General features: G+C 64.0%; 17 protein-coding genes and 1 tRNA gene. 11 read left to right on the plus strand and 7 right to left on the minus strand.

Translation table 11 applies throughout. The features are described from left to right. Positions 1-9 precede the first annotated feature (9 nt). Positions 10-1,977: a methylmalonyl-CoA mutase family protein gene (locus tag QF092_RS18065; protein WP_281466168.1), complete on the minus strand. Its 1,968-nt coding sequence runs from the start codon at positions 1,975-1,977 to the stop codon at positions 10-12. A 326-nt stretch (positions 1,978-2,303) separates the two neighbouring features. Here QF092_RS18065 and QF092_RS18070 point away from each other — a divergent pair, with 326 nt between their 5' ends. The 5 genes from QF092_RS18070 to QF092_RS18090 all read left to right on the plus strand — a co-directional run bounded on the left by QF092_RS18070 (position 2,304) and on the right by QF092_RS18090 (position 7,422). Next, positions 2,304-2,615 carry a hypothetical protein gene (locus tag QF092_RS18070; protein WP_281466170.1) on the plus strand — a complete coding sequence of 104 codons (312 nt, stop codon included), beginning with the start codon at positions 2,304-2,306 and terminating at the stop codon, positions 2,613-2,615. A 40-nt stretch (positions 2,616-2,655) separates the two neighbouring features. Continuing rightward, on the plus strand, positions 2,656-4,005 hold the full coding sequence (locus QF092_RS18075; RefSeq protein WP_281466172.1) for a 1-acyl-sn-glycerol-3-phosphate acyltransferase: 1,350 nt from the start codon (positions 2,656-2,658) through the stop codon (positions 4,003-4,005). A gap of 158 nt (positions 4,006-4,163) precedes the next feature. Next, on the plus strand, positions 4,164-5,456 hold the full coding sequence (ccrA, locus tag QF092_RS18080) for a crotonyl-CoA carboxylase/reductase (protein WP_281466174.1): 1,293 nt from the start codon (positions 4,164-4,166) through the stop codon (positions 5,454-5,456). 105 nt (positions 5,457-5,561) lie between these two features. Further along, positions 5,562-7,091 (plus strand): AAA family ATPase, encoded by a 1,530-nt coding sequence (locus QF092_RS18085; protein ID WP_420026481.1) that lies wholly within the window; start codon positions 5,562-5,564, stop codon positions 7,089-7,091. 94 nt (positions 7,092-7,185) lie between these two features. Continuing rightward, positions 7,186-7,422, plus strand: coding sequence for an Lrp/AsnC ligand binding domain-containing protein (locus QF092_RS18090; protein ID WP_281466178.1), 237 nt, complete (start codon positions 7,186-7,188; stop codon positions 7,420-7,422). Positions 7,423-7,552: 130 nt separating this feature from the next. Here the strand turns inward: QF092_RS18090 and QF092_RS18095 are convergent, their stop codons facing one another. Together QF092_RS18095 and QF092_RS18100 are read right to left on the minus strand one after the other, a co-directional pair. Beyond that, positions 7,553-8,614: a quinone-dependent dihydroorotate dehydrogenase gene (locus tag QF092_RS18095; protein WP_281466181.1), complete on the minus strand. Its 1,062-nt coding sequence runs from the start codon at positions 8,612-8,614 to the stop codon at positions 7,553-7,555. Continuing rightward, positions 8,611-8,949, minus strand: coding sequence for a DUF952 domain-containing protein (locus tag QF092_RS18100; RefSeq protein ID WP_281466183.1), 339 nt, complete (start codon positions 8,947-8,949; stop codon positions 8,611-8,613). The genes QF092_RS18095 and QF092_RS18100 overlap by 4 nt, the downstream gene beginning before the upstream one ends. A 151-nt stretch (positions 8,950-9,100) precedes the next feature. On the opposite strand from QF092_RS18100, the gene QF092_RS18105 reads away from it, so the two are divergent. The 4 genes from QF092_RS18105 (at position 9,101) to QF092_RS18120 (ending at position 12,949) form a co-directional block, all read left to right on the plus strand. After that, positions 9,101-10,699, plus strand: coding sequence for a bifunctional metallophosphatase/5'-nucleotidase (locus tag QF092_RS18105; RefSeq protein ID WP_281466185.1), 1,599 nt, complete (start codon positions 9,101-9,103; stop codon positions 10,697-10,699). A gap of 78 nt (positions 10,700-10,777) precedes the next feature. Then, on the plus strand, positions 10,778-11,428 hold the full coding sequence (locus tag QF092_RS18110; RefSeq protein WP_281466187.1) for an SOS response-associated peptidase: 651 nt from the start codon (positions 10,778-10,780) through the stop codon (positions 11,426-11,428). Between the two features lie 507 nt (positions 11,429-11,935). Next, positions 11,936-12,009, plus strand: a tRNA-Gly gene (locus QF092_RS18115). Positions 12,010-12,076: 67 nt separating this feature from the next. Continuing rightward, positions 12,077-12,949 carry a dioxygenase family protein gene (locus QF092_RS18120; protein ID WP_281466189.1) on the plus strand — a complete coding sequence of 291 codons (873 nt, stop codon included), beginning with the start codon at positions 12,077-12,079 and terminating at the stop codon, positions 12,947-12,949. Positions 12,950-13,085: 136 nt separating this feature from the next. Here QF092_RS18120 and QF092_RS18125 read toward each other — a convergent pair whose 3' ends face one another. Continuing rightward, positions 13,086-13,895, minus strand: coding sequence for an enoyl-ACP reductase FabI (locus QF092_RS18125; protein ID WP_281466191.1), 810 nt, complete (start codon positions 13,893-13,895; stop codon positions 13,086-13,088). 32 nt (positions 13,896-13,927) lie between these two features. Then, positions 13,928-15,157: a beta-ketoacyl-ACP synthase I gene (gene fabB / locus QF092_RS18130; RefSeq protein ID WP_281466193.1), complete on the minus strand. Its 1,230-nt coding sequence runs from the start codon at positions 15,155-15,157 to the stop codon at positions 13,928-13,930. A gap of 127 nt (positions 15,158-15,284) precedes the next feature. Here fabB and QF092_RS18135 point away from each other — a divergent pair, with 127 nt between their 5' ends. After that, positions 15,285-15,656 carry a GFA family protein gene (locus QF092_RS18135; protein WP_281466195.1) on the plus strand — a complete coding sequence of 124 codons (372 nt, stop codon included), beginning with the start codon at positions 15,285-15,287 and terminating at the stop codon, positions 15,654-15,656. A gap of 32 nt (positions 15,657-15,688) precedes the next feature. On the opposite strand, the gene fabA is transcribed toward QF092_RS18135, so the two are convergent. Further along, on the minus strand, positions 15,689-16,198 hold the full coding sequence (gene fabA, locus QF092_RS18140; protein WP_281466197.1) for a bifunctional 3-hydroxydecanoyl-ACP dehydratase/trans-2-decenoyl-ACP isomerase: 510 nt from the start codon (positions 16,196-16,198) through the stop codon (positions 15,689-15,691). 176 nt (positions 16,199-16,374) lie between these two features. Here fabA and irrA point away from each other — a divergent pair, with 176 nt between their 5' ends. Continuing rightward, positions 16,375-16,803, plus strand: a complete 429-nt coding sequence (gene irrA, locus QF092_RS18145; RefSeq protein WP_281466199.1) for an iron response transcriptional regulator IrrA — start codon at positions 16,375-16,377, stop codon at positions 16,801-16,803. 145 nt (positions 16,804-16,948) lie between these two features. Here irrA and QF092_RS18150 read toward each other — a convergent pair whose 3' ends face one another. Continuing rightward, complete coding sequence (locus QF092_RS18150) at positions 16,949-17,500, minus strand: fasciclin domain-containing protein (RefSeq protein WP_281466201.1); 552 nt, start codon at positions 17,498-17,500, stop codon at positions 16,949-16,951. Between the last annotated feature and the right edge of the window lie 5 nt (positions 17,501-17,505).

Here is a 17,505-nt window from a genome sequence, read left to right on the forward strand (position 1 = left end):
CAAAGGACGCTATTCGGCGGCGACGGCCTGCCGGTCCACCAGACCCACGATATCCATCATGATGCGGTTGAGTTCGAAATCCTTGGGCGTATAGACGGCGGCAACGCCCATGGCACGGAGGCGGGCGGCATCCTCTTCGGGGATGATGCCGCCGACGACGACGGGGATGTCGCCAAGGCCTGCCGCGCGCATCCGCTCCATGGTTTCGGAAATCAGGGGGATGTGGCTGCCCGACAGGATAGAGAGGCCCACCACATGCGCCTCTTGGTCCGCTGCCGCCGCGACGATTTCGGCAGGCGTCAGGCGGATGCCTTCGTAATGGATATCCATCCCGCAATCGCGGGCGCGGGCGGCGATCTGCTCGGCCCCGTTGGAATGGCCATCAAGACCGGGCTTGCCGACGAGGAACTTCAGCTGGCGGCCAAGCTTTGTGCTGACCTGCGCCACGGCGTCGCGGATCGGTTCCAGCCCTTCGGTGCGGTTTGACGGGTTGCGCGACACGCCAGTGGGCGCGCGATATTCGCCAAAGGCCGAGCGGACCACGGCCCCCCATTCGCCGGTGGTGGCGCCTGCCTTGGCGGCGGCGATGGAGGCGGGCATGACGTTCTGACCTGTCGCGCAGGCCTGACGCAAGGCGTCAAGCGCGGCTTTCACCTTTGCCTCGTCGCGGGTGGCGCGCCACTGGTTCAAACGTTCGATCTGATCGCGTTCGGCATCGGCATCGGCAACCATGATCGCCCCGTCGCCTGCGGTAAGGGGGGAGGGCGCCGCCTCGGTCCAGCGGTTGACGCCGACGACGGTGGTCTCCTTCGTTTCGATTTTTGCGAGACGTTCGGAATTCGAGTCGACCAAACGGCCCTTCATATATTCGATGGCAGCCACGGCCCCGCCCATCGCATCGATCGTGGCAAGTTCGGCGCGCGCGCCGTCTTTGAGTTCGGCCACCTTGCGGTCGACGGCGGGGTTGCCGTCGAAAAGGTCGTCATATTCCAGAAGGTCCGTTTCATAGGCGAGGATCTGCTGCATGCGCAGCGACCATTGCTGATCCCATGGGCGGGGCAGACCCAGCGCCTCGTTCCACGCAGGCAGCTGCACGGCGCGGGCGCGGGCCTTCTTGGAAAGAGTCACGGCGAGCATCTCGATCAGGATGCGGTAGACGTTGTTTTCGGGCTGCTGTTCGGTCAGGCCAAGAGAATTGACCTGCACGCCATAGCGGAAACGGCGGTATTTCGGATCGGTCACGCCATAGCGGGTTTCGCAAATCTCATCCCAGAGATCGACGAAAGCGCGCATCTTGCACATCTCGGTCACGAAGCGGATGCCTGCGTTGACGAAGAAAGAGATGCGACCGACCATATTGGGAAAGTCTTCGGGCGCGACCTTGCCTTTAAGGTCATCCAGCACGGCGCAGGCGGTGGCCAGTGCGAAGGCAAGTTCCTGTTCCGGCGTCGCGCCTGCCTCTTGCAGGTGGTAGGAGCACACGTTCATCGGGTTCCATTTCGGCAGATGCTTCTGCGTATAGGCCGCGACGTCGGTGATCATGCGGAGCGAAGGTTTCGGCGGGCAGATATAGGTGCCACGCGACAGGTATTCCTTGATTATATCGTTCTGGACGGTGCCTTGCAGGGCGGTGATATCGGCCCCCTGTTCCTCGGCCACCGCGATGTAAAGCGCGAGGAGCCACGGTGCTGTGGCGTTGATCGTCATGGAGGTGTTCATCTGTTCGAGCGGGATTTGATCGAACAGGGTGCGCATGTCGCCCAGATGCGCGACGGGGACGCCGACCTTGCCCACCTCGCCGCGCGAGAGTTCGTGGTCGCTGTCATAGCCCGTTTGGGTGGGCAGGTCGAAGGCGACGGAGAGGCCCGTCTGCCCCTTGGACAGATTGGTGCGGTAAAGGGCGTTCGAGGCCCGCGCGGTGGAGTGCCCGGCATAGGTGCGGAAGAGCCAGGGGGACTCTTTCTGCTTTTGGGTCATGGGGGCCTCCTGTCGTAGCTCGGCAATTTTATTTCGCGATGACCTCAATAGAGGACAGAATCATTCAATGTCAATTCGCCGCGTTGCGGCATTCCGCGCTGCGGCGGGGGAGGGCGGCGGATTTTGACGCAAAATCCGCGCCGGAATTTGACACAAATTCCGGGTGGGGGCGTGGCGCGGCGGTGAAAGGCGATTTCTGTGTCAGAAATCGCGCTGGAGGCCGCCCTCTTAACATGACGGTTCGGTTTGCTTATATTGGGCGTGAAGGCCCTTGCCGGGCATCTGGCATCAACAAGGGGGGCCGAGGGTCGAAGGACCTGATCACGATGCGCGGTTCATTTGCGCTTGCTGCCTTGACGATCACGCTCGCCGTTCCTGCCGTGGCGGAGCAGCGGTCTGTTCAGATCGTGAACCAGTCGGGTTTTACCATCACCAACTTTTACGCCTCGACCATGGGGGCGGAGGATTGGGAGGAGGATGTGCTGGGCGGTCAGGCCGTTGGCACGGGTGAAAGCGCGATGGTCAATTTCGCCGATAGCGGGCAATGCACCTATAGTTTCCGCGCCATCTTTGACGATGGCGATGAGGCGGTGCAGGATATCGACGTCTGCTCTGTCACCTCTGTGACCTATAACTGATCCCTTTGCAGGTCGGGTCCGGGCCGGATAGCCTGTTCCCATGACGGGGACGATCGAACTTCCTTTATGGCTGGTGGTGCTGGTTTTGGTCCTTGCGGCCATTGCGGCGCTTGACCGTATCCTTGCCCCCTCGGTCCGGTGGTTCTTTCGCCGCCGGATGGAACGGGCCGTGGCGCGGCTGAACGAGCGGCTGGAGCGGCCCATCGCGCCGTTCAAGCTGGCGCAGCGGTATGACATGATCCTGCGGCTGGCCTATGACCCGCAGGTGATGCAGGCGGTGGCCGAGCATGCCGCCGAGACAGGCGTGCCCCCCACCGTGGCGATGCAGGAGGCGCGCGACTATGCGCGCGAAATCGTGCCCGCCTTTTCGGCCACCATGTATTTCGGCTTTGCCGTGCAGGTGGCGCGCTGGCTGACGCGGCAATTCTATCGCGTGCGGATCGGGCGGATCGACCCGGCGCTGGCGCAGGTGGATGATCGTGCGACGGTCGTCTTCGTGATGAACCACCGCAGCAATATGGATTACGTGCTGGTGACTTGGCTGATCGCGGATCGGTCGGCGATTTCCTATGCCGTGGGGGAATGGGCGCGGGTCTGGCCTTTGTCGCGACTGATCCGTGGGATGGGGGCCTATTTCATTAGGCGCGGGTCGCGCAATGCCCTGTATCGGCGGGTGTTGGCGCGTTTTGTCCAGATGTCGGCGCAGGAAGGGGTGGCGCAAGCGATCTTTCCGGAAGGGGGGCTTTCGCTGGATGGCCGGGTGGGGCAGGCGAAGCTGGGCCTTTTATCCTATTTCGTATCCGGGTTCGATCAGACGGGGCGGGATATTTTGTTTGTACCAGTTGGGCTTGCCTATGACCGGGTGATGGAGGATCGGCTGCTGACCGAGGCGGGGCGGACGGGGGTGCGGCGGTTCCGGCCCAGCTTGTTCGGGGTGCTGACCTTTGTCTTTCGCATGGGGTGGCGGGCGCTGCGGGGGAATTTCCCCGGCTTTGGCGCGACGGCAGCGGGTTTTGGTGCGCCGATCAGCCTGCGCGTCTTTCTGGCAGGGCGGGCGGAGGATGCGACCGAGGCGTTGGGGGAGGAGTTGATGGCTCGGGTGGCGCGGGCCGTGCCGATCCTGCCCGTGCCTTTGGTCGCGGCGGCGCTGGAGGCGGGGGTTCAGGATCGCGCGGCGCTGGTCGCCGAAGTGACGCGGCTGGTGGGGGTGTTGGCTGCGAAGGATGCGGTGCTGCGACTGCATCCACAGGGGGTGGAGCCCACGGTGGACGAGGCGCTTTTGCATTTGCAGCGGCGCGGGCTGGTCGGGCCGGATTTGGCGATCAGGGATGAGAAGCGGGCGGTGGTGGCCTTTTACGCGGCATCGGTGCGGCAGCGGCTGGAGATGTGAGGGGTTAGGCTGTGCCGAACTGCGACGCTGCGACGCGGCGGACATAAAATTACAAAATTTCCGTCTTCTCTATTGCAATGTTGCGCGTGCATCCTCTATTCCTTCGCCAAGGGCGCCGATTCTGCGGCGCGGCATTGGGTTCAGAGGGAGGCCGGAGGATGGCTTTGGATAACCAGCAGCAGATCGTCGCCTATGACGCACCGAAAAAGGACCTCTATGAATTGGGCGAGATGCCCCCGCTGGGCCATGTTCCGGCGAAGATGTATTCCTGGGCCATCCGGCGTGAACGCCATGGCCAGCCGGATGAGGCATTTCAGGTGGAAGTGGTGGACACCTGGAAGATCGACAGCCATGAGGTGCTTGTCCTCGTGATGGCGGCGGGGGTGAATTACAACGGCGTCTGGGCGGCGCTGGGCCAGCCAATCAGCCCCTTTGATGGCCACAAGATGCCCTATCACATCGCGGGTTCCGATGCGGCGGGCATCGTCTGGGCGGTGGGCGACAAGGTGAAGCGTTGGAAGGTGGGCGACGAGGTCGTGATCCACTGCAACCAAGACGATGGCGACGACGAGGAATGCAACGGCGGCGATCCGATGTTTTCGCCCACGCAGCGCATCTGGGGCTATGAGACGCCGGATGGGTCTTTCGCGCAATTCACGCGGGTGCAGGCGCAGCAATTGATGCCGCGGCCCAAGCATCTGAGCTGGGAAGAAAGCGCCTGCTATACGCTGACACTGGCTACGGCCTATCGGATGCTGTTTGGCCATGAACCCCATGACCTGAAGCCCGGTCAGAACGTGCTGGTTTGGGGCGCGTCGGGCGGCCTTGGCGTCTATGCGATCCAGCTGATCAATACCGCGGGCGCGAATGCGATCGGGGTGATTTCCGACGAAAGCAAGCGTGATTTCGTGATGGGTCTTGGCGCGAAGGGCGTCATCAACCGGAATGAGTTCAAATGCTGGGGCCAATTGCCCAAGGTGAACAGCCCGGAATATGCCGAATGGCTTAAGGAAGCGCGGCGCTTTGGCAAGGCGATCTGGGATATCACGGGCAAGGGTGTGAATGTCGACATGGTGTTCGAACATCCCGGCGAGGCGACCTTCCCGGTGTCGTCGCTGGTCTGCAAGAAGGGCGGCATGGTGGTGATCTGCGCGGGTACCACCGGGTTCAACTGCACCTTCGATGTCCGCTACATGTGGATGCACCAGAAGCGCCTGCAGGGCAGCCATTTCGCCCATCTGAAACAGGCGAGTGCTGCCAACAAACTGATGATTGAGCGGCGGTTGGATCCCTGCATGTCCGAGGTCTTTCCTTGGGCCGAGATTCCGCAGGCGCATGTGAAGATGCTGAAAAATCAGCACAAGCCGGGGAATATGGCGGTTTTGGTGCAGGCGCCGCGCGCGGGTCTGCGCACCTTTGAGGATACGCTGGAGGCGTCGCGCGGTCTGTAAGGGCCGACGCATCGGATAGGGGGCGCGCCGGGGAATTCCCCGGCGCGCCTTTTCCTTTGGGCGGGGGGAAGTCATGGCCCCTCGCATCTTCGCGGCGGTGGCTTTATGGTCGCGCGCATGACGGTTCCGGTGACCCTTTCCGACGATCAGGCCGAAGCCTTTGACCGCGTGGCGGCAGAGCTTTTTGCCAATGGCATCGACCTGACGGCAGGTGAGTTGACGCCGCGCGCAGAAGGCAAGCCTTCGGTTTTGGCCGTGGTGGGCAAGGCCGGATCGGGCAAGACGATGCTGCTGGCGGGGTTGACGAAGGCGCTGATCTCGGCCGGGGTAGAGGTGATTTCCGGCGATTACGAAGGGCGGCGGCGGAAGGATCGCCGCACGCTGGCCATTCTGGCGCCCACCAACAAGGCGGCAAGCGTGCTGCGTCTGCGGGGGGTGCCGGCGACGACGATCCACCGCATCCTTTATACGCCAGTCTACGACCCGGAATATGAGCGCATCGCAGAATGGCTGACGGGGCAGGGCGAAAGGCCCGTGGTCGAGGGGTTGACCGATCTGGCATTGGATCGGGCCTTTGCCTTTTATCAACAAGTTGCCTCGGTTCCGGGGGCCTTGGCGGCTGCGGGATTGAAAGGTTCGGACTTCATCAAGGGTTGGAAGCGGCGAGAGGAGCCGCTGGATGTGGGGTTCATCGACGAATCCTCGATGCTGGATGAGCGGCAGTTGGAGGATTTGCGGGAGATCTTTCCGACGCTGGTTCTGTTCGGCGATCCGGCGCAGTTGGCCCCGGTGGGGCTGTCGGGCGAGATGGTTTTTGACCGCCTGCCCGCGACGCGGCGGTTGGTGCTGAACCGAATCCATCGGCAGGCCGAGGATAACCCGATCCTTGATCTGGCCCATGCGCTGGGGGATGAGGGGCTTCGTTTTGAGGCCTTTGAGCGGATGGTGGAGGATGCGGCACGGTCCGATGACCGGGTGGTGATGGCCGAGCGGGTGGATGCCGATATGATGGCGCGGTCGCCTGTTCTGGTCTGGCGGAATGCGACGCGCATCCGGTTGATCCATGCCTTCCGCGGGGCCTTTGGTGCGCCGGAGGATGAACTGCTGCCGGGGGAGCCGCTGATCTGTGACGGGATCGAATTGCCGCTGAAGCATCGCAAGAAGCGGATCGATCTGGAGGCGCGGGGTCTGATCAAGGGGGCGCAGGTGATCTATCTGGGCCCCGGATCGAAACCCGGTTTCGCCAAGCTGCATGTGGTGGGGGCAGAGGAGCCGCAGGTATCAGCCGCCTCAATCATCAAGATCGAAAAGCCCGAGGAGGAGGAGCCCTTCATCCCATCGGCGGCGACGATGGGGGCGGCCTTTCTGCATGGCGCGGCGGTGACGATCCACAAGGCGCAAGGCAGCCAGTGGGAGGATGTGCAGGTCTTTGCCCCCGATATCTGGGCCGCCGCACAAGCGGGGCGGAGCGAGGCGGGGGTGCCCTTGTGGAAGCGGCTGGCCTATGTGGCGATCACGCGGGCGGAAAAGCGGCTGTTCTGGGTGACCCGCTACCGTCTGGCACGGCCACAGGGGCCGCTTTCGGTGGCCGATCTGCGCAAGGGGCCCGCCGCGCTGGCGCTTGAGGCGGAGTAGCGAAATTCCTTGGAAGATTTCGCTATTTTCTTCGAAGAAAATTGTATCAGGCCGGCGGGTTGGATAGGCTTTGCCCAAGATCAGGAGGCACAAGATGCGCTGCGTTTTCGTCCAGTTCCGTTGCACCCCCGGCAAGACCTATGAAGTGGCCGATGCCATCTATAACCGCGAGGTGGTGAGCGAGCTTTATTCCACCAGCGGGGAATATGACCTGATCGCGAAGGTCTATATCCCCGATGACGAGGATGTGGGGCATTACCTGTCGTCCCGGTTGTTCGATATTCCGGGGATCGTGCGAACGCTGACGACGATGACCTTCAAGGCGTTCTGAGCGGGGCGGTCTGACATTCGTTCTTGGCTGCGTCGCGCCCTTGGCAGGCGTTGCAGGGGGCTTTGCTCCCCCTCGCCGCCTTTGGCGGCTCACCCCCGCAGAGTATTTGTCGCCAAGATGAAGGGGCGGGTCAGAGCCAGCGGTCGCGGCCCGTGCCGGTGGCATCGGTGACACGGGCAAAGCCGTGTTTTTTGGCGAGCGTGTCAAGGCCTTGGGCGATGCGGGGGATGAGGGAGAGGCCCTCATAGACCATGGCGGTGTACAGTTGCACGGCGCTGGCCCCGGCGCGGATTTTTTCCCAAGCCTGTTCGGGGGTGGAGATGCCGCCCACGCCGATGAGGGGGAGTTTGCCATCGGTCAGCTGCGACAGGCGCGCGAGGGTGCGGGTTGATTTTTCAAACAGCGGCGCACCGGAGAGGCCGCCGGTTTCGCCACGATGCGGGCTTTGCAGGCCGTCGCGGGAGAGGGTGGTGTTGGTGGCGATGATGCCCGCGATGCCGGAGGCGAGGGCCACTTCCGCGATTTCGGCCAGATCCGCTTCGGTGAGGTCGGGCGCGATCTTCAGAAAGACGGGGATCGGGCGGGCGAGGCGCGCGCGGGTTTCCATCACGCCCCCAAGAAGGGCGGCGAGGGCGGCGCGGCCTTGCAGATCGCGCAGCTTTTCGGTGTTGGGGGAAGAGACGTTGACGGTGGCGAAATCGACATGCGGGCCGCAGCGGGCAAGGACGGTGGCGAAATCGGCGGCGCGGTCGGCGCTGTCTTTGTTGGCGCCGAGGTTGAGGCCGACGGGAACCGGGCCGAGGGTTCGGGCCGCGAGGCGGGTGGCGATGGCCTCCATCCCGTCATTGTTGAAACCGAAGCGATTGATGGCGGCGCGGTCTTCCGTCAGGCGGAAGAGGCGCGGTTTCGGGTTGCCCGGTTGTGGGCGAGGGGTGGCAGCCCCCACCTCGACAAAGCCGAAGCCCGCGCGCGACAGGGGGGCGAGGGCTGTGGCGTTCTTGTCATAGCCGGCGGCGAGGCCCACCGGATTGGGCAGGGAAAGGCCTGCCATCGTTGTGGCAAGGCCGGGCGAGGTTACGGGGCCGGGGCCGGGGGCGAGGCCCGATTGCAGCGCCTTGATGGAGAGGCCATGCGCCACCTCGGGGTCGAGGCGGTGCAGGAGGGAGAGGGCAGCGCGTTCGAGAAGGGTCACCACAGGCCTTCGGGGAAGATATGCCCGGTCGCGCCAAGGGGGAGGGACTTGTCCCAGATGACATCGGCCAGAGTCAGGCGGCGGTAGAGATGCGGAAAGAGCGCGCCACCGCGTGAGGGTTCCCATTTCAGAGCGGGGCCAAGCGTATCGGCGTTCAGGGCGACGAGGACGAGGTCGCTTTCCGTGGCGAAATGCTTGGCTGCCGTTTCCGCCACCTGCGCGGCGGTGGAGAAGTGGATGAAGCCGTCGGTCACGTCGATGGGGGCACCGTCGGTTTCACCGGCGGCGCGGAAGGCATCCCATTCGGGGCGGCGGAAGATCTTGTAGATCAGCATGGGCGGTTCATGCACCGGGCGGGCAGGCGGGTCAATGGTGCGCGGCGGTTCTGGGATGGTCCGGGGGCGCGGCTTTTCGCGACGTCGGGTTTGACAGGGGGGGATGTGGGCGGCAGGCTGACCCTTCAAGCAACAGAAGGAGTGGATTTCGATGAGGAGGATTTTCCTTTCCGGTGCGGCGGTTGTCGCGCTTTCTGCCGGGCAGGCGGCGGCGGAATATCGGCTGCATGTGCTGCATATCAACGATTTTCACAGCCGTGTGGAGCCGATCAGCAAATCCGATTCCACCTGCGGGGCAGAGGCGGAAGCGGCTGGAGAATGCTTTGGCGGTGCGGCGCGGGTGGCCACAAAGATTCGCGAGTTGCGGGACGCCCTGACGGCGGCGGGCGAGAATGTGATCGTTCTGGATGCAGGTGATCAGTTTCAGGGCAGTCTGATGTACACGACCTATAAGGGGTCCGTGGAAGCCGAGATGATGCAGGCCATCGGATTTGACGCGATGGCGGTGGGCAATCATGAATTTGATGATGGGCCAGACGGGCTTGGCGGGTTTCTGGACAAGGTGACCTTCCCCGTCACTTCGGGCAACCTTGATGTGAGCGGGTCGGCGGTTCTGGCCGGGCGGGTGCAGGATCATTTGGTGCTTGAGGTGGGGGGCGAGCGGATTGGCATCGTCTCGGCCCTCGCCACGGATACGCCCGAAACATCAAGCCCCGGAGAAAGCGTTGTTTTTCAGGATGATATCGCAAGCTTGACGGCGGATGTCGCGGCGCTTGAGGCGGAAGGGGTGACGAAGATCATCGCGCTGACCCATGTCGGCCTGCCGCGGGATCAGGAGATTGCGGCGGCGGTGCCGGGGATTGATGCGGTGGTGGGCGGGCATTCGCATACCTACCTGTCAGCCCGCGATCCGGCGCGTCATGGCCCCTATCCCACTTGGGTGACGCGGGGGGAGAGCGATCTTGTCCCCGTGGTGCAGGCCTATGCCTATGGCAAATATGTGGGCCATCTGGAGCTGACCTTTGATGATGCGGGGCGGTTGGTTCATGCCGGGGGGGATACGATCCTTCTGGATGCCTCGGTTACGCCCGATCCGGCGATTGTGGCGCGGGTGGCGGAACTGGCCGGGCCGATCGAGGAATTGAAGAACCGGGTTGTGGCCGAGACGGCGGCCCCGATCGACGGGGCGCGGGAGACCTGCCGCGCGGGCGAATGCGAGATGGGCAACCTTGTGGCCGAGGCGATGCTGGATCGCGTGGCAGATCAAGGGGTTACCATTGCCATCACCAATGGCGGCGGCTTGCGCGCCAGCATCGATGCGGGCCCTGTGACGATGGGCGAGGTGCTGACGGTGCTGCCTTTCCAGAACACCTTGTCGACCTTTGAGGTGACGGGTGAGGCGATCGTGGCAGCCTTGGAAAACGGGGTGAGCCAGATCGAGGACGGGGCCGGACGTTTTCCGCAGGTGGCGGGGCTGAAATACGCCTTCGATCCGGCGGCAGCACCGGGGGCGCGGGTGTCCGAGGTGATGGTGAAGGCCGGGGCGGATTGGGCGCCGATCGATCCGGCGGCGACCTATAAGGTGGTGTCGAACAACTATGTCCGTGGTGGCGGGGATGGTTATGCGATGTTCAGGTCGGCGGCCAATGCCTATGATTTCGGCCCTGATCTGGCCGATGTGGCGGCCGAATATCTGGCGAAAAACCTTCCCTATCAACCCTTTACGGATGGGCGCATCACCCGTAAGTGAGGGTTTGTGGACGGCTTTCTGACCGCCCCCCCAAGGGGGCGGTCTTTTCTTTCGGGGGGCTTTGACTAGGATGGCGGCATGTGCGGGCGCTTTACCATCACCCATCCAGACGAGGCGATTGCGCGGCTGTTTGATGCCGTGATCGGGAATGATCTGCCGCCTGTGCCACGGTTCAATATCTGCCCCACGACGCAAGTGGCGGTGGTGACATCTGAGGGCGGCGCGCGGCGGTTGCGGGCGATGCGGTGGGGGTTCATCCCGGCCTGGTACAAGGCCCCGAATGACGGGCCGCTGATCATCAATGCGCGGTCCGACACAATCGCCACCAAGCCTGCCTTCCGCGAGGCCGTCAGGGCGCGGCGCTGCATCGTTCCGGCCTCTGGCTTTTACGAATGGCAGGCGGTGGAGGGGCGGAAATTGCCTTGGTATTTCAAGCGGATGGATGGGAACCCCATGGCCTTTGCCGGAATTTGGCAGAGGTGGGGGGAGATTGACACCGTCGCCATCGTCTCGACCGAGGCTGGGCCGGGGATGGCGGGACTGCATCACCGCGAGGCGGTGGTTCTGGAGCGGGGGGATTGGCCCCTGTGGCTGGGTGAGGCGGGGCATGGGGCGGCGGTCCTGATGAAGGCCTCGGCCGAGGGGGTGTTGACCTGCCATCGGGTGGATGCGCGGGTGAATTCCAACCGGGCCGAGGGGCCGGAGTTGATCGAGCCTGTAACTGTCTGAGAACGCTGTATTTACCGGGAAGATCGGGCTGCATCGGTTGTGCCCTGTTTTGTGCCGGGTTTTGTGCAGCATTCTGTGGCCACGCGCGGTGGCTTTGCCGGACGTTAAGGTTAACGCGACTCGGGGGCGGGGTTAATCCCGCGCTGCGGGGGGACTTGGCCCATTGGGGTGGGCGGCCGCTGGGGACAGCTATCACAGGGGCGCTGGTGGCGTTCTGCGGGCTGGTGCGGTGGGGGGCGGGGACCACCAGAGGGGGGAGGGGTCCAGGCCTTGCATCGGGGGGATGGGTTCGGGTCTTGCGGATTTGCCAGCGTCGCATGGGGGGAGGCCGGGCATTTGAGTATTTTTGCCAAGATGAAGGGGGGAGGGTTGGGCCTTGGGGCGAACTTGTCCTTGGGGCGGTGAGGGTGTGGCCAAGGGGCTTGGCCGGGTGCTGCGGTATGCTTGTTCCGGGGGGCGGACACGGGTTGCATCGGTCGGGCGGGATGGGTAGAAGAGGCCTGCAACGCGGGCGTTGTGTAATGGTAAGACCCCTGCCTTCCAAGCAGGAGACGCGGGTTCGATTCCCGCCGCCCGCTCCAGAAAGCTTTCCCACAGTTTTGGATATTGAGCCTTGGGCACGATCGCGTGATCGGGCGTCGGAAGACCGTGGCTGCTGCGTATATCGTCGGAACAGCGGCGGAGGGCGGGATGCGGCGTGAACGTGGCGAGCGGGAAGAGCGTCGTGCTGAAGGGCTGCGGGCGGATTTGCCGGGGCTGATCGGGCGGCGGCCGATCCTTGCCGGGTTGGTGGGGGGTGGCGCTGCGCTGGCCTTTGGGGCGGGGCGTGGCGGGGCCGAGGTGACGGGGATCGGGCCGGATGGGGCGCAATGCGTGGGGATGCCTGCGGAAATGGCGGGGCCCTTTCCGGCGGATGGCACGAATGTGCGCGCGGGGCAGGTGGTGAATATCCTGACCGAGGCAGGGGTGATCCGCGAGGATATCCGTGAGTCGATCGGCGGGTTGCGGCCCGTGGCGGCGGGGGTGCCCCTGCGGCTGGACCTGCGGTTGGTGGATGTGCGGCGGGCTTGCGCGCCGCTGGCGGGGCGGGCGGTCTATGTCTGGCAATGCGACGCGGCGGGGGTCTATTCCATCTATGGCGCGCCGGACCGGAATTATCTGCGCGGGGTGGCCATCAGCGATGCCGAGGGGCGGGTGCGGATGGTGACGGTGGTGCCGGGGACCTATCCGGGGCGCTGGCCGCATCTGCATTTTGAGGTCTTTGCCGATGCGGGGGCGGCGGTGGACGGAGGGGCGGCGCTGTTGACCGGGCAATTCGCCTTGCCGGAAGAGGCCTGTCGGGCGGCCTATGCCGCCGATGCGGCCTATGCGGCAAGCCGCGTGGCATTGGATGGGGTGCGGTTTGACCGAGACGGGATATTCAGGAACGGCACAGTGGCGGAACGCGCGGCGCAGATGTTGCGGGTGACGGGCAATACGGGGGGCCTTGTCGCGGTGGGCGAGGTTGGTTTGGTGGTGTGAGGGGGGGGAGGCGAGAGCAATGAAAACGGAAATGGCCCTGCTTCGGATGCGGGACGCTAGGCCCGTTTAGGGCTGGATCTCTTGAACTGTCGGACCTTTGGGGATGTAGCGTGGGGTTCTACCCCATCGTCCCCGGTCAGCCCTTGTCGGCCGGGCCGCCGAGATTGTCCTGCTGCGGCATCCCCAGCACATGATAGCCGCCATCGACATGCACCACTTCGCCCGTGGTGAAGCAGCCGTAATCGGAGGCGAGCCAGACGGCGGTGCCGCCCACGGCTTCCAGCGTGGCGTTGGAGCGGAGGGGGGCGTTCGCCTCGGTATGGCGGTAGGTGGCGCGGGCGCCGCCGATGGCCGCACCTGCCAGCGTCTTCATCGGACCCGGAGAGACGGCATTGACGCGGATCTTCTGTGGGCCGAGGTCATTGGCGAGATAGCGGACAGAGCTTTCCAACGCCGCCTTGGCCACGCCCATGACGTTGTAATTGGGCGTCACGCGGTTTGAGCCGCCATAGGTGAGGGTGATCAGCGTGCCACCTTCGGGCATCAGTTCCGCCGCGCGGCGCGACACGTCGATGAAGCTGAAGCAGGAAATGGCCAACGAATTGGTGAAATTGCCGCGTGTCGTGTTGATGAAGCGTCCCGTCAACTCATTCTTGTCGGAATAGGCGATGGCGTGGACGAGGAAATCCATCCGTCCCCAGCGATCTTTCAGCGCGGCGAAGCAGGCGTCGAGGCTTTCGTCATTGGTCACATCCACATCGACGAGAAAGTCGGAGCCGACGGAGGCCGCGAGGGGGGCGACGCGTTTTCCAAAGGCCTCTCCCTGATAGGAAAACGCGAGTTCTGCGCCTTCGCGGGCCATGGCGGCGGCAATGCCCCAGGCGATGGAGCGTTCGTTTGCCACGCCCATGATGAGGCCGCGCTTGCCCTTCATCAGATCAGCCATGTCCCTGTCCCCTTTGCACGCGGGCCGAAGTGTCAGCCGAGATACTTGCTCATCACCAAGGTGGCGTTGGTGCCGCCGAAGCCGAAGCTGTTAGACAGGACCCCGTCGATATTCACGCCATCGCGCATGGTGGTCACGATTTCCGACGGATCGAGCGCGGGGTCGAGGGTGGTGACATTGGCCGAGGCCGCGATGAAATTGCCGTTCATCATGAGGAGGGAATAGATCGCCTCATGCACGCCCGTTGCGCCGAGGGAGTGGCCGGTGAGGGATTTGGTCGAGGCGACGGGGGGCGTGGAGCCCTTGCCAAAGACGCGGCGGATCGCCTCCATCTCGGTCACGTCGCCGACCGGGGTGCTGGTGCCGTGGGAGTTGATATAGTCGATCTTGCGGCCCTGCGGCAGGGTGGAGAGGGCAAGGCGCATGGAGCGTTCGCCGCCCTCACCGGAGGGGGCGACCATGTCATAGCCATCGGAGGTGGCGCCGTAGCCGGTGACTTCGGCATAGATCTTGGCGCCACGGGCAAGGGCGTGGTTCAGTTCTTCGAGGACGACCACGCCGCCGCCGCCCGCGATCACGAAACCGTCGCGCGTGGCGTCATAGGTGCGCGAGGCGGTTGCGGGGGCGTCGTTGTATTTCGAGGACATGGCCCCCATGGCGTCGAAGAGGCAGGAGAGCGTCCAATCCAGTTCCTCACCGCCGCCGGCGAAGACGATGTCCTGCTTGCCGAATTGGATGAGTTCCGCGCCATTGCCGATGCAATGGGCCGAGGTGGAACAGGCGGACGTGATGGAGTAGTTGACGCCCTTGATCTTGAACGGGGTCGCAAGGCAGGCGGAGGTGGTCGAGGACATGCCCTTGGTGACGCCGAAAGGGCCGATCCTTTTGGGGCTGCCGGTTTCGCGCACCACGTTATGGGCCTTGAAGAAGGATTTTGTCGAGGGGCCACCGGACCCCACGATGATGCCAGTGCGGTCGTTGGAGATGTCTTTTTCTTCCAGCCCCGAGTCCTTGATCGCCTGATCCATGGCGATGAAGTTATAGGCCGCGCCATCGCCCATGAAGCGCAGGTCGCGTTTGTCGATATGGTCTTCCAGCACGATATTGGGCTGGCCGTGGACCTGTGAGCGGAAGCCACGCTCGGCATATTCGGGGGCGAAGACGATGCCGGATTTGCCCGCGCGGAGCGAGGCCTCTACCTCGGCCGCGGTATTGCCGATGGGTGAGACGATGCCGATCCCGGTGATGACGACGCGACGCATGCGGCCTCCTTCTCGATGGTCTTGGATTGTCTCTAAGGGAGAGGGGGGAAAGGGGCAAGGGGATTGGGGTTGTCTGAGGCAGGGCGGCGGGGAAGGATGGGCCATTGGACTGGGGGGGGAGGGCAAGATGGACCGGGTGACGGGCGGGTGTCTGTGCGGCGCGGTGCGGGTCGTGGCGGAGGGTGAACCGTTGCGGGTGGGGCTGTGCCATTGCATGGACTGCCGCAAGCATCATGGGGCGGTGTTCCATGCCTCGGCGATCTATGCGGAGGGGCGCGTCGCGGTGACGGGAAAGGTGGGGGAGTATCGGGGGCGGTGCTTTTGCCCGGTCTGCGGATCGTCGGTCTTTTCGCGCAGCCCCGGCGAGGTGGAGGTGCATCTGGGGGCGCTGGACGAGGTGGGGGTTTTTGCACCGTCGTATGAATTGTGGACTGTGCGGCGGGAGGGGTGGTTGCCGGAGTTTCCGGGGATGGTGGCGTATGTGGGGGATCGGGAGTAGGGCGGGGTGCGTGCGGGCACGCACCCTAAGGGTTACGCCTCGCTGAGCGCGACCTTCATGTCCTTGACGATGTAGATCACTTCGCCATCCGCCTCGACGATCCCATCGGCCACGCCCATGGTCAGGCGGCGGGTTTGCAGGGCCTTGGTGAAATCAACCTTGTAGGTCAGCATCTTGCGGTCGGGGCGGACCATGCCGGTCAGCTTCACCTCGCCCACGCCCAGCGCGTAGCCGCGACCCTGCCAGCCGCGCCAGCCGAGGTTGAAGCCCGTGAGTTGCCACAGGCCATCAAGGCCAAGGCAGCCGGGCATGATCGGGTTGCCGGGGAAATGGCAGTCGAAGAACCACAGGTCGGGCGTGATGTCGAATTCCGCCACGACATGGCCCTTGCCATGAAGGCCGCCTTCTTCCGAAATGTCGGTGATGCGGTCCATCATCAGCATGGGGGGGGCGGGAAGCTGGGCATTGCCGGGACCGAAAAGTTCCCCGCGGGCGCATTTCAGGAGGGCGTCGCGGTCAAAGCTGTTCGGATAGGCGGCCATGAAGATCGGTTCCCGGTTTGTCATTTTTTCGTCAAATCCCCCTGTATCACCCGCATGGAAGGGGTGGCAAGGGTCGTGGAGTGGCCGTGAAATGGAGGGGCCGGGGGGCGCTGCGACCTATTTTCATTTGTATTTTCGGCCTGTCCCGCCGTATATGACAATGAGAGACAGATTTTATGGACGACGGCATGACGCTGACGGCACAGGATCGCGGGACGGATTGGCTGGCGCGGGGAGGGCTTCGCCCGACACGGCAGCGGCTGGCCTTGGCCGCGCTGCTGGTGGGCGATGGCGAGGATCGGCATGTGACGGCGGAAAGCCTTTACGCGCTGGCCGAGCAGTCGGGCGAGAAGGTGTCTCTTGCCACGGTCTATAACACGCTGCGCGCCTTTTGCGAGGCGGGGTTGATGAACGAGGTCGTGGTGGATGGGTCGAAAAGCTATTTCGACACACGGATGGATGATCATCCGCATTTCTATTGGGAAGACAGTGCCACGCTGACCGATGCCCCGGCCGAGGATCTGCGGATCGAGGGCCTGCCTGCCGCGCCTGAGGGGATGCAGGTGGCGCGGGTCGATGTGGTGATCCGGCTGAAGCGCGCCTGAGGGCGGCGGGGAGACCCTGCCCACTGGCTGGCGATTGGGACGGCAGCGCCAATTCATGACATTTGGGGTTTGCGGGATGTGGTCGGGTGGAACCCCACCTTCCCGAAAGGGGCGGCCTACCGGGGGCAGGCCGCCGCTTGGTGGATCACTTCGGGACGAGGACCGCGTTCACGACGTGGATGACACCGTTCGACTGGTTCACGTCGGCGATGGTCACCCGTGACGCATTGCCGCTTTCGTCGATGAGATAGAGGTTGCGGCCCTTCACCTGCGCCGAGAGCGCGTCCCCCGAGACGGTTTGCATGTGGTAGAAACCGTCTGCGGAATTGCGGGCGCGGCGCATGATCTCTGCACCCGACAATTTGCCCGCGACGACATGGGCGGTCAGGACCTTGACCAGCAGGTCCTTGTTTTCCGGCTTGAGCAGGGTGTCGACGGTGCCTTCCGGCAGGGCGGCGAAGGCGTCGTTCACCGGGGCGAAGACGGTGAAGGGGCCTGCAGATTGCAGCGTTTCGACCAGACCTGCGGCCTGTACGGCGGCGACGAGGGTGGTGTGATCGGCCGAGTTCACGGCGTTTTCGACAATGTTCTTGTCTGCGAACATGGGGGCACCGCCCACCATCGGATTGTCTTGGGCAACTGCCGGCGCGGCGAGCAGGGCGGTGAGGGCGAGGGTGCGGAAGGTGGTTTTGAACATGGGTC

This window comes from Fuscovulum ytuae (assembly GCF_029953595.1).
Classification (GTDB): Bacteria; Pseudomonadota; Alphaproteobacteria; order Rhodobacterales; family Rhodobacteraceae; genus Paragemmobacter; species Paragemmobacter ytuae.

Bases quoted from the DNA above. Each gene is read 5' to 3' on its own strand.
- QF092_RS18065 (WP_281466168.1), bottom strand. From the start codon at position 1,977: ATGACCCAAAAGCAGAAAGAGTCCCCCTGGCTCTTCCGCACCTATGCC.
- QF092_RS18070 (WP_281466170.1), top strand. From the start codon at position 2,304: ATGCGCGGTTCATTTGCGCTTGCTGCCTTGACGATCACGCTCGCCGTT.
- QF092_RS18075 (WP_281466172.1), top strand. From the start codon at position 2,656: ATGACGGGGACGATCGAACTTCCTTTATGGCTGGTGGTGCTGGTTTTG.
- ccrA (WP_281466174.1), top strand. From the start codon at position 4,164: ATGGCTTTGGATAACCAGCAGCAGATCGTCGCCTATGACGCACCGAAA.
- QF092_RS18085 (WP_420026481.1), top strand. From the start codon at position 5,562: ATGGTCGCGCGCATGACGGTTCCGGTGACCCTTTCCGACGATCAGGCC.
- QF092_RS18090 (WP_281466178.1), top strand. From the start codon at position 7,186: ATGCGCTGCGTTTTCGTCCAGTTCCGTTGCACCCCCGGCAAGACCTAT.
- QF092_RS18100 (WP_281466183.1), bottom strand. From the start codon at position 8,949: ATGCTGATCTACAAGATCTTCCGCCGCCCCGAATGGGATGCCTTCCGC.
- QF092_RS18105 (WP_281466185.1), top strand. From the start codon at position 9,101: ATGAGGAGGATTTTCCTTTCCGGTGCGGCGGTTGTCGCGCTTTCTGCC.
- QF092_RS18110 (WP_281466187.1), top strand. From the start codon at position 10,778: ATGTGCGGGCGCTTTACCATCACCCATCCAGACGAGGCGATTGCGCGG.
- QF092_RS18125 (WP_281466191.1), bottom strand. From the start codon at position 13,895: ATGGCTGATCTGATGAAGGGCAAGCGCGGCCTCATCATGGGCGTGGCA.
- fabB (WP_281466193.1), bottom strand. From the start codon at position 15,157: ATGCGTCGCGTCGTCATCACCGGGATCGGCATCGTCTCACCCATCGGC.
- QF092_RS18135 (WP_281466195.1), top strand. From the start codon at position 15,285: ATGGACCGGGTGACGGGCGGGTGTCTGTGCGGCGCGGTGCGGGTCGTG.
- fabA (WP_281466197.1), bottom strand. From the start codon at position 16,198: ATGGCCGCCTATCCGAACAGCTTTGACCGCGACGCCCTCCTGAAATGC.
- irrA (WP_281466199.1), top strand. From the start codon at position 16,375: ATGGACGACGGCATGACGCTGACGGCACAGGATCGCGGGACGGATTGG.
- QF092_RS18150 (WP_281466201.1), bottom strand. From the start codon at position 17,500: ATGTTCAAAACCACCTTCCGCACCCTCGCCCTCACCGCCCTGCTCGCC.